The sequence below is a fragment of the Massilia mucilaginosa genome (assembly GCF_011682145.1).
Classification (GTDB): domain Bacteria; phylum Pseudomonadota; class Gammaproteobacteria; order Burkholderiales; family Burkholderiaceae_D; genus Telluria_A; species Telluria_A mucilaginosa.
In genome coordinates this window covers 1-13,405 of sequence record NZ_WHJH01000015.1, presented here as the reverse complement: position 1 = coordinate 13,405, position 13,405 = coordinate 1, and the positions used below count along the sequence as shown (strand labels likewise).

Annotated in this window: 11 protein-coding genes; 7 read left to right on the top strand and 4 right to left on the bottom strand. The window is 65.1% G+C overall.

Annotation, left to right across the window (positions count from 1 at the left end):
• Positions 1-37: 37 nt before the first annotated feature.
• From pdxA to F2P45_RS14410, 3 genes are all read right to left on the bottom strand, one after another.
• Positions 38-1,096 (bottom strand): 4-hydroxythreonine-4-phosphate dehydrogenase PdxA, encoded by a 1,059-nt coding sequence (gene pdxA / locus F2P45_RS14420; RefSeq protein ID WP_166876117.1) that lies wholly within the window; start codon positions 1,094-1,096, stop codon positions 38-40.
• A 2-nt stretch (positions 1,097-1,098) separates the two neighbouring features.
• The gene (locus F2P45_RS14415) at positions 1,099-2,457 is read right to left on the bottom strand and encodes a peptidylprolyl isomerase (RefSeq protein WP_370663254.1); all 1,359 of its coding nucleotides are present in this window, start codon (positions 2,455-2,457) and stop codon (positions 1,099-1,101) included.
• Between the two features lie 76 nt (positions 2,458-2,533).
• Positions 2,534-4,768: an LPS-assembly protein LptD gene (locus F2P45_RS14410; RefSeq protein WP_166876113.1), complete on the bottom strand. Its 2,235-nt coding sequence runs from the start codon at positions 4,766-4,768 to the stop codon at positions 2,534-2,536.
• A gap of 97 nt (positions 4,769-4,865) precedes the next feature.
• On the opposite strand from F2P45_RS14410, the gene F2P45_RS14405 reads away from it, so the two are divergent.
• From F2P45_RS14405 to F2P45_RS14390, 4 genes are read left to right on the top strand one after another with little or no spacing between them, the layout of a single operon-like run.
• Positions 4,866-5,921, top strand: a complete 1,056-nt coding sequence (locus F2P45_RS14405; RefSeq protein WP_166876110.1) for an aminoglycoside phosphotransferase family protein — start codon at positions 4,866-4,868, stop codon at positions 5,919-5,921.
• Between the two features lie 14 nt (positions 5,922-5,935).
• Complete coding sequence (murU, locus tag F2P45_RS14400) at positions 5,936-6,658, top strand: N-acetylmuramate alpha-1-phosphate uridylyltransferase MurU (protein WP_166876107.1); 723 nt, start codon at positions 5,936-5,938, stop codon at positions 6,656-6,658.
• A complete protein-coding gene (pepP, locus tag F2P45_RS14395; protein ID WP_166876104.1) occupies positions 6,655-8,007 on the top strand; it encodes a Xaa-Pro aminopeptidase in 1,353 nt (450 codons plus the stop codon). The genes murU and pepP overlap by 4 nt, the downstream gene beginning before the upstream one ends.
• Complete coding sequence (locus F2P45_RS14390; protein ID WP_166876101.1) at positions 8,007-9,161, top strand: FAD-dependent monooxygenase; 1,155 nt, start codon at positions 8,007-8,009, stop codon at positions 9,159-9,161. The genes pepP and F2P45_RS14390 overlap by 1 nt, the downstream gene beginning before the upstream one ends.
• A gap of 102 nt (positions 9,162-9,263) precedes the next feature.
• Here F2P45_RS14390 and F2P45_RS36990 read toward each other — a convergent pair whose 3' ends face one another.
• Entirely contained in the window at positions 9,264-10,937 is a 1,674-nt protein-coding gene (locus F2P45_RS36990; protein WP_166876098.1) for a methyl-accepting chemotaxis protein, read from the bottom strand.
• Between the two features lie 289 nt (positions 10,938-11,226).
• Here F2P45_RS36990 and F2P45_RS14380 point away from each other — a divergent pair, with 289 nt between their 5' ends.
• From F2P45_RS14380 to tnpA, 3 genes are all read left to right on the top strand, one after another.
• Positions 11,227-12,144: a sensor domain-containing diguanylate cyclase gene (locus tag F2P45_RS14380; protein ID WP_166876095.1), complete on the top strand. Its 918-nt coding sequence runs from the start codon at positions 11,227-11,229 to the stop codon at positions 12,142-12,144.
• Positions 12,145-12,349: 205 nt separating this feature from the next.
• Positions 12,350-12,904: a hypothetical protein gene (locus F2P45_RS14375; protein ID WP_166876092.1), complete on the top strand. Its 555-nt coding sequence runs from the start codon at positions 12,350-12,352 to the stop codon at positions 12,902-12,904.
• Between the two features lie 167 nt (positions 12,905-13,071).
• Positions 13,072-13,365, top strand: coding sequence for an IS66 family insertion sequence element accessory protein TnpA (gene tnpA, locus F2P45_RS14370; protein ID WP_166876089.1), 294 nt, complete (start codon positions 13,072-13,074; stop codon positions 13,363-13,365).
• Positions 13,366-13,405 lie beyond the last annotated feature (40 nt).

Genomic DNA, 13,405 nt, shown 5'->3' with positions numbered 1-13,405 from the left:
TCGATTCTGTTCTAAAGGTGCGCTCTACAGCTGTGATCTACAGCTGCGAGGCGCGCTGTGCGTCCACCATCTGCAATGCGGTGCGGATGGCCTGTTCCATGCTGCCGCAGTCGGCTTGTCCCAGCCCGGCGCCAGCCAGGTCGAGCGCGGTGCCATGGTCGACCGAGGTGCGGATCAGCGGCAGGCCGAGGGTGATGTTGACGCCGCGCCCGAAGGTGGCGTACTTGAGCACCGGCAGGCCCTGGTCGTGGTACATGGCCAGCACGCAGTCGGCGTCAAGCAGGTATTTTGGCTGGAACAGCGTATCGGCCGGATACGGCCCGCGCGCGTCGATGCCGCGCGCGCGCGCCGCTTCCAGCGCCGGCGTGATGGTGTCGATTTCCTCGCGTCCCAGGTAACCGTTCTCGCCCGCGTGCGGATTGAGGCCGGTGACCAGGATGCGCGGGGCGGCCATGCCGAATTTGGTTTTCAGGTCGTGGTCGATGATGTCGATCACCCGCCCCAGGCCCGCGCGCGTGATCGCCGCCGAAACATCCTTGAGCGGCAAATGGGTGGTGGCCAGCGCCACCCGCAGCGCGTAGTTGTCCGGCGTGTCCGGCGCGGTTTCGCCGGCCAGCATCATCACCACCTGCGCGGTGCCGGTCTGCTCGGCCAGGTATTCGGTATGGCCCGAAAAGGCCACGCCGGCGTCGTTGATGGTGCTCTTTTGAAGTGGCGCGGTGACCATGGCGTCGAACCAGCCGGCGCGCGCGCCTTCGACCGCCAGGTCGAGCGTGGCCAGCACCGCGCGGCCGTTGGCCGGGTCCAGGACGCCCGGCACCACATGGGCGCCGAGCGGCACGTCGATGACGCAGATGCGCGCTGGGCCGAACTGCGGCAGGCCGCCGTTGCGCAGCGCCTGCACCGACAGTGCGGCCAACTTGATATCGGGGTCGATCAGGCTGGCGGTGAGCGCCAGGAAGGCGGCGTCGCCGAGCAGCACGCAGTTGACCTGCGCGCGCATGGCCCAGGCAGCGCGGATCGAGATTTCCGGCCCGATCCCGGCCGGTTCGCCCGTGGTGATGGCGATCGCCGGCCGTGTGCTTGCCTGCCGCATGTTTACTTGTTCTCGTCGCGGAATTCGACGTAGGCGCGGTCGCGCACCTGGCGGGCCCAGTCTTCGGTCGCTTCTTCGAGCTTGCGGTCGCGGATCACCTGGCGCGCGGCCATGCGTACGCGTTCCTTGTTCTGGTCGTCGCTCTTGCGTTCCATGACTTCGATCAGGTGGAAGCCGTACGGCGTTTCGACCACGTCGCTCAGTTCGCCCGGTTTCAGGGTCGCCATGACGGTTTCGAATTCGGGCACGGTGTCGCCCGGGTACAGCCAGCCGAGGTCGCCGCCCTTGCTGGCCGAGCCGTCGTTGGAGAACAGGCGCGCCAGTTCTTCGAACTTGGCAGCCTTGTTGTCGAGGCGTTCCTTCAATTCGGTCAGCTTGCGCTTGGCGTCGGCCGCCGTCATGGTCGGGCTGACCTTGAGCAGGATGTGGCGCGCGCGCGTCTGCTGCACCGCCGCCGGGGCGCTGGTGTCGGCCAGGTTGCGCTTGTCGACCATTTTCAGGATGTGGAAACCGGTGGTGCTTTTCAGGACCGGCGTGACCTGGCCCGGCTTGAGTTTGCCGAGCGCGTCGGAAAACAGCGGCGGCAGGCGATCGAGCGCGCGCCAGCCGATTTCGCCGCCCTTGAGCGCATCGCTCGAATCGGAGTAGGTGGCGGCGATCTTGGCGAAGTCGCCGCCGGTGCGCAGCTGGCGCATGACGTCGTCGGCGCGCGCGCGGCGCGCGGCGATCTGCTCGGGCGAGGCGTTTTCGGGAATGCGCACCATGATCTGCGACAGGTTCATCTCGACCTTGTCGGCGGCGGCGGCTTTTTCGGCGGCCAGGTAGGTGTCGACTTCGGCGTCGGAAATCTGGATCTTGTTGTCGACTTCATGCTCGCGCAGGCGCTGCATCATGATTTCGCTGCGGATCTCTTCGCGGAAGGCGGCGAAGGTGGTGCCGCTCTTTTCCATCTGGTTGCGCATCTCCTGCACCGACAGCTTCTGCTGCTCGGCGATGCGGCCGATGGCGCGGTCGAGCATGGTGTCGTCGACGCGCACGCCCATCTCTTTGGCCAGCTGCATCTGGGCGCGTTCGACGATCATGCGCTCGATGACCTGGCGCTGCAAGTCGGCCGCTTCGGGCACGGGCGCGTTCTGCGACTTCATGGCGCCTTCGACGGCGCGCACGCGGGCGCTGATTTCGTTGCGGGTGATGACTTCATCGTTGACCACCACGGCGATCGAATCGATGACATTGGCCGAGGCCGAGGCCGGCGGCAGGAAGCCGCTGGACGGCTTGGCGGCGGCCGGCTTGGCCGGCGTGGCTTGCGCAGCCGCCTGGCCGGCGGTCAGGGCGCACAGCAGGGCGGCGGCGATCTTCATTTGGTGCATACTAAAATTACGCATAATCTGGGAAGCACTTCTATATTCAGGTAGATGAAAAAATCCGACGTCCCGCTTAGCGGCCCGAGCCCTGGTTCAGTCTCGTGTAGCCTGGAACGCTCTTGTAAAACGATTCGAGCGGGCTGCCGAAACCGAGCTTGGACAAGCCGTTCAGTTCCAGCTGGACGAACATCGAGTTGGAGGTATCGCGCGTGGTGGTCACGAAACGTTGGCCTCCCACCCGGAACACCCAGCAGTCGGCCTGGTATTCGAGACCGACCAGGCCCTCGACGACTTTATGTTCCAGTACCGAATACGTGACCCGGCCCACCCCGTACCAGCGTTTCGACAGCGGCCACTGGGAAGATACCATCGCATTCTTGACGACGTCGCGCAAATAGCGGTATTCGGCGTTGATGACCTTCTTCGCGCCCGGCTGCCATTGCATGCCATAGTTCTGCGTGACCACGCTGCTGGCGCTGGCATTGTATTGCACGGCGCTGTCGAAGCTCCATTTATCGGAAATGCGGCCCGAGGCGGCCAGCAGCACGTCGGAACGGCTTTCGGTGCGCGGCGTGTTGACCAGCTGGACACGCTGCTCGTTCAGGTAGAAGCGCTGCCCCAGCACCAGGCGCAGGCGCTCGGCGCCGTTGGTCTCCAAAAAGCGCGAGACCAGGGCCGCCGTCACCTGGTTGGCGTCCGACACGCGGTCGTTGCCGATGAAGCGGTTTTCGTTGAAGATCTGGGCCAGGTTGAAGGTCGCTTCGAAGGTATCGAAGTTGGGGAACTGGCTCTGGTCCTTGTACGGCGTGTAGACGTAGAACAGGCGCGGTTCCAGGGTCTGGGTCATCTTGCGCCCGGTCAGCCTGGCGTCGCGCTCGAACACCAGCCCGCTGTCGAGCGAGAAGGTGGGCAGGGAGCGGGTCAGCGTGCGCGGGCCGTCGGCCTTGGTTTTTTCGAGCTCGTAGGCGCTGGCGTGCAGCATCAGCTTGGGCGTGACGAAGTACCCGGGACGCACGATCGGATAACTGACTTGCGACACCACCACCGCCCGGTTGCCGGTCGGCAGGTCGGGATGCGCGAAGCGCGTCATTTCCGAGTCGACCGCCCAGTCGAAGCCCTTGACGTCGTAGCGGCCGGCGTGGAACAGCAGTTCCGGCAAGCGGTCGTAGGGGCGCGGCACGGTGCGGCTCGGATCGGTCGCCGAGACCGGGTCCTGCAGCACCTGGTAGCTCTGCACGCGGGCCGAGGCGTTCCAGTACTTCGTGCGGTAGTCGGTGCGGATTTCGCGCACCAGCTGGCGTTCCGCGCTGGTCGAGATCGACTGCGAAAAGTCGCTCGGATAATTATCGTCCGAGGCCGCCTTCAGGTTCCAGCCGTACGACCAGCCGGGCGCGACGCCCTGGGTGTGCTGCGAATCGAGGCGCCAGCGGTCGGTCTTGGTGATCTTGTCGTTGATCAGGAATTCGGCGTGGGTCTTGCCCTCGTAGCCGCCGTAGGCGTTCTCGCCGAGGTAGCGCCCGGTCGCGCCCAGCTGCAGGCCGCGGTCGAGCATCCAGCGCGGATACACGGTCAGGTCGCGGTTCGGCGCGATGTTGACATAGTAAGGTTGCAGGATCTCGGCCCGGCCCTTGGAACTGTAACCGATGGTCGGCGGCAGCCAGCCCGAGCGGCGCGCGCCCGACAGCGAGAACGACAGCGCCGGCGCGCCGATGATCGGCACGCCCTTGAAATAGATCACCGTCTTGCCGGCCACGCCCACATCGCGCCCGGCGTCCAGGCGCAGGGTGTTCGATTTCAGGTACCAGTCGGGCAGCAAGCCCTCGCAGGTGGTGTAGGTGCCGTCGGTGACGATGGCCTCGTCTTCGCTGATGAAGTCGACGCGCCGGGCCGAGCCCTGCGCGTTGTTGAGTTCCATGCGGTACTCGGGATGGAGCACCCAGCCCTTGCCCGACGACAGGTTCAGCTGCAACTCCTCGCCCCTGTAAGTATCGCCGAAGCGTTCCATCCAGACATTGCCGTTGGCGGTGACTTCATTCTCGACGTTCTTGAAACAGGCGCGGTCGGCTTTCATCCGGGTCTGTCCCCGGCTCAGTTCAACTTTGCGCTCAAGAATGAGTTCGCGTTCGGGGCGGCCGGAAATTTCTTCTGCGCGCACGGTGACGGGCAGGTTGGGATCTTCGGTACGTTCGCGCTTCTGGACGTTCTGGACGGTTTGGGCGTGCAGCGGCACCGCGGTGGCGGTGACGAGCGCCGTCAGGGCATAGGCCCAACGCTGCGAGGAGAGAGCTGCCGGTTTTTTCAAGCTCATGAAATGACGTGTGCAAACACCATGGCAGGCGATTTTTTGAGTTTAATCCCTTATTATATGGGAATCTCTACAATCAATCGGATTCTCAGGCTGCAACATGTCCTCATCGCTCCCCACCACCCCCGCAACATCGTCGGACACCCGCCTGACGCAGCTCACCACCTGGCTCGCCACGCTCGGCCTGGTCCAGGTCGAATCGCGCCGTCCGGCGTCGGCCGACGCCAGCTTCCGCCGCTACTTCCGGCTCGACGTGGTCCCTGAACTGCGCGCCAAGCTGGGCGACACCCTGATCGCCATGGATGCCCCGCCCGAGCGCGAAAACGTGCCGGCCTATATCCATGTGCAAGGTTTGCTGCTGGACGCCGGCGTGTCCGTGCCCGCCATCGTGGCGCAGGACGTGGCCAATGGCTTCCTGCTGCTGTCGGACCTGGGCAGCACCACCTATCTGCAGCGCCTCGACATCGACAACGCACCCTTCATGTACTCGGACGCGCTCGACGCGCTGGTCAAGTTCCAGCTCGCCAGCGCGCCGGGCGTGCTGCCCGAATACGACCGCGCCTTCATCGAGCGCGAACTGGCGCTGTTCCCGGAATGGTTCGTCGGCAAGCACCTGGGCGTGACCATGACCGACGCCCAGAGCGCCACCCTGGCCAAGGTGTTCGACGCGATCATCGCCAACAACCTGGCCCAGCAGCAAGTCTTCATGCACCGCGATTTCCATTCGCGCAACCTGATGTTCATGGACCAGGGCAACCCGGGCGTGCTCGACTTCCAGGATGCCGTGTTCGGCCCGGTCACCTACGACCTGGCCTCGCTGCTGCGCGACGCCTACGTGCAGTGGGACGAAGAAATCGTGCTCGACTGGGTGGTGCGCTACTGGCAGCGCGCCAAGGCGGTCGGGCTGCCGGTCAATCCGGACATCGACGCCTTCTACCAGGACTTCGAATTCATGGCCCTGCAGCGCCACCTGAAAATCCTCGGCATCTTCTGCCGCCTCAATTACCGCGACGGCAAGAGCGCCTACCTGGGCGACCTGCCGACCGTGATCGACTACGTGCGCAAGACCTGCAACCGCTACATCGTGCTCAAGCCGCTGGCGCGCCTGCTCGACGCCTTCGAAGACAAGGTGCCGCAAGTGGGCTACACCTTCTGATGCGCAGGCCAATCATGAAAGCCATGATCCTGGCCGCCGGGCGCGGCGAACGCATGCGCCCATTGACGGACGAGTGCCCCAAGCCGCTGCTCAAGGTGCGCGGACGAGCGTTGATCGTCTGGCACATCCTGAACCTGGTACGCGCCGGGATCACCGAGATCGTCATCAACCACGCGTACATGGGCGAGGCGATCGAGCGCGAACTGGGCGACGGCGCCAAGTACGGCGCGCGCATCGTCTACTCGCCCGAAACGGTGGCGCTGGAAACGGCCGGCGGCATCGCCAACGCGCTGCACCTGCTGGGCGATGAACCGTTCCTGGTGCTCTCGGCCGACATCTACTGCCCGTATTTCGACTTCGCCCAGGTCACCGACGTGCTGGTCGACGAAGACATGTGGGGCAATCCCTACCCGCTTGACAAGCGCGACGCCTGCTGGATCTACCTCACGCCGAACCCGTTCCACAATCCCGAGGGCGACTTCGGGCTGACCATGTACCAGGTGGCCAACGACGGCGAGCCGAAGTGGAATTTTTCGAACATCGGCGTGTACCGGCCGGAGATGTTCAAGGCCATCGCTCCCGGCACGCATGCGCGCCTGGGCACCCTGATCCGCCAGTACGCGGAGCTGGGCCAGGTCGGCGGCGAAATCTACGAGGGCGACTGGGTCAACGTCGGCACCGTGGCGCAGCTGGAACAACTGAACGCGCCGCTGGGCACGCGCAAGGCGCAATCATGAGCACGGCGCCTTGCGGCACAAGCACGCCGTTCGCCGCGCGGCGCGCGCGCCTGTGCGCCGCCATGCAGCCGGGCGCCGTGGCGATCCTGCCGACCGCGCCCGAAGTGCAGCGCAACAGCGACAGCGACTACCCGTACCGCCACGACAGCTATTTTTACTACCTGACCGGCTTCACGGAGCCGGACAGCGTGCTGGTGCTGGTGGCCGGCCATGGCGCGACGGCGGCGCAGGCGATCCTGTTCTGCCGCCAGAAGAACGTCGAGCGCGAAATCTGGGATGGCTTCCGCCACGGTCCCGACGGTGCGCGCATCGCCTTCGGATTCGATTGCGCCTTCCCGATCGACGACCTCGATGGCGAAATGGCCAGGCTGCTGGCCAACGCCCCGGCGGCGTACTACGCGCTCGGGCACAGCGCCGCGCTCGACATGCAGATGAAGAACTGGCTGCTGGCGGTGCGGCGCCAGGCGCGCGGCGGCGTGACCGCGCCGGCGGTGGCGCACGACCTGCTGGCGCTCCTCGACGAGATGCGCCTGTTCAAGGACGACAGCGAGCAAGCCGTGATGCTGCGCGCGGCGACCATCTCGGGGCTGGCGCATGCGCGCGCGATGCGCGCGTCGAAGCCGGGCATGTTCGAATACGAAATCGAGGCCGAGCTGCTGCACGAGTTCCGCCGCAGCGGCGCCCAGTATCCGGCCTATACGCCGATCGTGGCCTGCGGCGCGAACGCCTGCGTATTGCACTACAACGCCAACAGCGCGCAAACGCGCGACGGCGACCTGGTGCTGATCGACGCCGGCTGTGAACTGGACAGCTACGCCGCCGACATCACCCGCACCTACCCCGTCAACGGCCGCTTCAGCGATCCGCAGCGCACGCTCTACGAGCTGGTACTGGCCTCGCAGAACGCCGCGCTGGCGGTGCTGCGGCCGGGCCGGAAATACAGCGACATCCACGACGCCGCCACGCGCGTGCTGGCGCAGGGCATGCTCGACCTGGGTTTGCTGGACAAGGGCAAATTCGGCAGCGTCGACGACGTCATCGCCGAACGCGCGCACCAGCAGTTCTATATGCACGGCACCGGCCACTGGCTGGGGCTCGACGTGCACGACGCCGGCGTCTACCGCGACGTCAAGGCCGAGGACAAGCCATCGCGTCCGCTGCAGCCGGGCATGGTGCTGACGGTCGAACCGGGCATCTACGTGCGGCCCGCCGAGGGCGTGCCGGAACAGTTCTGGCACATCGGCATCCGCATCGAAGACGACGTGCTGGTGACGCAAGACGGCCACACCATCCTGAGCGCCTGCGCGCCCAAGCTGGCCGACGATATCGAACAACTGATGCGAGCCTGATGGACACTACACACACACCGTTTGACGTCGCCATCTGCGGCGCCGGGCCGGTCGGCATGGCGCTGGCCGCCCTGCTGGCGCGGCGCGGCATGGACAGCACGCGCATCGGCCTGGTCGACGCCAAGGCGCTCGGAGCGGCGCTCTCCGACCCGCGCTCGATCGCGCTGTCGTACGGCAGCCGCATGCTGCTCGAAGAAATCGGCGCGTGGCCTCTCGTGCCCTCCGCGACCGCGATCCACCAGGTGCATGTGTCGCGGCGCGGGCATTTCGGGCGCAGCATGATCGACCGCGGCGAACACGGCGTCGAGGCGCTCGGATACGTGGCGCGCTATGGCGACCTGGTGTCGGCGCTGTCGGTGGCGTGCGAACGCGCCGGGGTGGCGACCTTGCGGCCGGTGCGGGTGAGCGGGCACAGCGAGCGGACGGACAGTGTCGACCTCACGCTCGACGACGGCCGCGCACTGCAAGCGGCCGTGGTGGTGCAGGCCGAAGGCGGCGTGTTCGGCGAGCAGGATGCCCGCTCGCGCACGCACGACTACCGGCAGACGGCGCTCATCGCCCGCGTGAGCACCAGCGCGCCGATTGCGCACCGCGCGTACGAGCGGTTTACCGAAGAAGGGCCGCTGGCCATGCTGCCGCAGGACGGCGCCGACGGCCATCAGTATGCGCTGGTGTGGTGCGTGCGGCCGGAGCGCGCGCAAGCGCTGCTGGCGCTGGACGACGCGCAGTTCCTGGCGCAGCTGGGCGAGGCGTTCGGGCAGCGTCTGGGGCGGATGATTGCCACCAGCGCGCGCGTTGCGTATCCGCTCGGCCTGAATGCCGATCCGGGTGCGACGCAGCGCACGGTGGCGATCGGGAATGCGGCGCAGACCTTGCATCCGGTGGCCGGGCAGGGTTTGAACCTGGGCCTGCGCGACGCGGCGGTGCTGGCGCGCTTGCTGGCGCGCGATGCAGGGCCGGCGGCCTTGAGCGCGTTTGCCAGGGAGCGGCAGACGGACCGCAAGCTGGTGGTGGAGCTGACCGACACCATGGCGCGCGCGTTCGCGCATCAGGGGCCGGGCCAGGCGTTGCTGGGGTTATCGCTGGGATTGCTCGATACCTTCAACCCGGCCAAGAATTTGCTGGGGGAGTGGATGATGTTTGGACGGCGGTAGACGACGTTTTTACACTACTACAGCCACCATCACCGTCGTTCCCGCCCACCGTCGTCTCCGGCAATGCCGGAGACGACGAGGTTAATGGTGCGGGAACGACGGTCAGAACTCTTCCCAATCCTCGGTCGGCGCCGTGCCGGCCAACTGCTTCTTCACCGGCGCGCGCACCACCGCTTTCGGGGCCTGCCTGGCCGCCAGCTGCCTCGGCGCCACCGCCACCGCCACCGCCGCTCCCGCACTCAACTTGAACACGCTGACCACCTCGGCCAGCTGGCGCGCCTGGTCCTGCATCGCTTCCGAGGCCGCCGCCGCTTCTTCCACCAGCGCCGCATTCTGCTGCGTCACCTGGTCCATCTGGGTGACCGCCTGGTTGATCTGATCGATGCCCAGGGTCTGCTCCTGGCTGGCCGCCGCGATGTCGCCCATGATATCGGTGACCCGCTGGATGCTCTGGACGATATCGTCCATCGTGCTGCCCGCCTCGTTCACGAGCTTACTGCCCGCTTCGACCTGCTCGACCGAGCTGCCGATCAGGCCCTTGATCTCCTTGGCCGCCTGGGCCGAGCGTTGCGCCAGGTTGCGCACTTCGCTCGCCACCACCGCGAACCCGCGTCCCTGCTCGCCCGCGCGCGCCGCCTCCACCGCCGCGTTCAGCGCCAGGATATTGGTCTGGAACGCGATCCCGTCGATCACGCCGATGATGTCGACGATCTTGTTGCTGGCCTCATTGATGCGCCCCATCGTATCGACCACGTTGCCGATCACGTTGCCGCCCTTGGTGGCCACGTCGGAGGCGGTCGCGGCCAGGGTGCTGGCCTGGCGCGCGTTGTCGGCGCTCGCCCTGACGGTGGAAGTGAGTTCCTCCATCGACGACGCGGTTTCTTCCAGCGAGCTGGCCTGCTCCTCGGTGCGGCTCGACAGGTCCTGGTTGCCAGCCGCGATTTGGGACGAGGCAACCGAAATCGTCTCGGTCCCGCTACGCACCCGGCGCACCACTTCCACCAGGCTGTCGTTCATCTTTTGCAGCGCCGCCAGCAGCTGGCCGATTTCATCGTTCGATTCGATCTTGATGGTATCGGTCAGGTTACCGCCGGCGATGTTGTTGGCGAAGCGCAGCGCCTCGGCGATCGAGCGCGAAATGCCGCGAATCAGCGCGGCACCCATCAGCAAGCCCACTGCGATGCTCAACACAATCAGGCCGATGGCCAGCGCGCGCGCCGTCTCGAAGCGCGCCGTGGCCTGCTGGTACTCGGACTTGCCGACGGTGAGCTGGTAGTTGACCAGGTTGCGCATATTGTCGCGCACCGGAAGGAAGCTCTGCTGCAGCGCGCCTTGCACCAGCGCGACGGCGGCCGGCACGTCCTTGGCCTTGAACGCCGCCAGGGTCGGCTTGATTCCCTGCGCCACGAAGGTTTCCCTGCTGGCCGCGAATTTGGCGGCGAGGATCTTTTCTTCAGCCGTCAGGTAGGTTTCCATGTACTTGCCCCAGAGCGCGGTGATGGCCTGCACGCGCTGCTCGACATCGGTGCTGGCCTCGGGCAGCCCGGCCGGGTCGGCGCTGACCGCCATCGCCAGCGTGTTCTGGTTTTGCTGGATTTGCGTCAGCACTTCGGCCAGCATGCCCGCCGCCACCAGGCGGTCCTCGTACACCGTTTTGAGCGAAGCGTTGGTCACGCTCAGGTTGCGCAAACCGATTAATCCGATCACCAGCGAAATGGCGCTGATCACCCCGATGACAAAAATGAGCCGTGCCTTGATTGTCACGTCTTTAAACATGGTCGTTGACCTTTCAGTTGTCTTTGCCGGGCAGGCAGGATGCGACACGAAATTACTGTCCTCAAAGAAATATACCCAACTTGGATGGCGAGTTAAATGGCGCACTATTAACATAGGACAAATTCAGCACATCTTGTGTTTGTGATGCGACAGGTAGAACGGCAATGTTGTGTGCTTGTCTTCACTGATGTCGCCGCGCGTCAAGCAGCACGAAATCCCGGCAATTTTTCATGGCCTTCAGAAACATCTATGCTAAGGTCGATGCAGTCCCGTCCCTGCGGCTCCGATCATGCTCGACACCCTGCCCTGCACCCTCTCCCTGCGCCTGCTCGAGAACGCGCTCGATGCGATCGTCGTCATCGATGAAGACGGCGCCATTCGCTACCAGAACGGCGCGATGCAGGCGCTGTCGGGCTACGCGCAGGGCGAGGCGCTGGGGCAGCCGCTGACAGGCCTGCTGCCGGCCAACCTGGCGGGGCAGCACGAGCGCTACGTGCGCGCCTACCTGGACAGCTGCAAGGAGTCGACGGTGCTCGGGCAAGTGCGCGAATTCGCGATCCGGCACCGCACCGGCGAAATGGTTCCGATCGCAATGAAGGCAATCGACCTCGGGATCCATGAAGGCAAGCGCTACTTCGGCGCCTTTTTGGAAGACCTGCGCGCGCGCAGGCGCATGGAAGCCGAACGCGAAGCGCTGCTGGCGCAGCTGGAAAAGCAGGCGCTCAGCGATGCGTTGACGGGCCTGCCGAACCGGCGCGCCTTCGACGCCGAGGCGCTGCTCACCTGCGCGCGGGCGGCCCGCGGCGGCGCGCTGACCTGCGTGGGCATCGCCGATATCGATTTTTTCAAGAAGATCAATGACCAGTACGGCCACGCCGCCGGCGACACGGTGCTGGTGGCGGTAGCGGGCCTGATCGGCATGGCCTCGCGCGCCACCGATTTTGTGGCGCGCACCGGCGGGGAGGAATTCTGCCTGCTGTTTCCGGGGCTCGATAGCGACACCGCCTGCGTGGTGGCGGAGCGCATTCGCGGGGCGGTGGAAAACGGCACCATCGTCACGCCGCAGGGCGAGCAGGTGCGCGTGACGATCAGTATCGGGCTGGCGCACCTGGCCCCGGGAGCGTCGTTCAACGAAGCGCTCACGCGTGCGGACGGCGCGCTGTACGCGGCAAAACACGCCGGCCGCAACCGGGTGCGCACCGGCTGAGCGCAGCGCGCCGTTCCCGGCCCGGCCGGAAGTCCCGAGATGACCCTTTTGGGCTTATATGCAACAAAAATAATGTTATGCAAGAACATAAATTAATGGAAAATTAACACCCCGCCGGGGAGCGCCGACCATGCCGGCCATCGCCAGAGGTCCCCGATCACACGTGCCAGCCACAGCGCGCTGCGCCCTTCCATTTCAGAGAAAAATGAACACTATCGCTTCCTTCGTCACCAAAGCGCTTGCGCCTTTGCTTGTTTCAATTTTCGTATTGCAGGGATGTTCCAAGTCGAATGCCGACCTGCTCAAATTCAACACGCATAATTACGCGATGACGTGCTACGGCGGGGCCAGCCGTTGCTCCTTGATCTACGACGGCACCAGCAGCGATCGATCCACGACCGAGCCCGCTCCGGACAAACTGCCGTCCGACCTTAACAAGGTGCCCGGCGTTACCTCGTTCGCCGGAAGCGCCTTCGGAAAACCCATGATCATGAAGTGGATTGCGCGTGACGGCACGCAGTTGAGCCACACCGTCGATCTCAACAAGGAAATTCCCGACCACCGCATTGCCTACGACCATCCGGAGCGCGTGTACGCCGAGCAGCCTTTCCATGGCGATCCGACCATCGTGGTTGAGTACGACGACCGGACGGTCAATGTGTACCTGGCCGCAACCTTGCAAGTCATCCCCGTCGATCCGGCCAACCGGAGTGTCGAGTATGTGGAGACATTCAAGCGCGTCTACACGCGCACCTTGTAAAGAAAGTGCGGCCTCGCATCGCGATGCGACATGGCGCGCAGATATCCGGGCCGCGAGTTGCAAATCATTATGCGATAGGCGGAGCCTTGTCGTAAGCATCCAGCCCACCCATCTATGAATTCCTGAACGTTGCGGCCACACTCCTTTCTTCAATTTCTAGGAGAAATATGGTGGCAAATGTGGAGCAAATTAACGAGTGGCAGGCGCGCGTGGCACGGTGGCAGGCAAGCGGCCTGTCCCAGCGCGCATTTGCTATTGAGAACGGTGTCTCTCAACGCCAGGTCAGCTACTGGGCGCGGCGGCTGGGCGAAGCGCAGTTGTCACCAGCATTTGTGCCTGTGCGTGTGACGCCTACTGGCGCTTCCAGCGGTATCGTTCTGCGCAGCGAACGCGGCTGGACCGTGACCGTGCCGCTCGACGTGCCGGCCAGCTGGCTGGCCGAGTTGATGCGGGCGCTGTGATGGATGTGTCGGCAGATAGCATTTGGCTTGCCACTGCGGC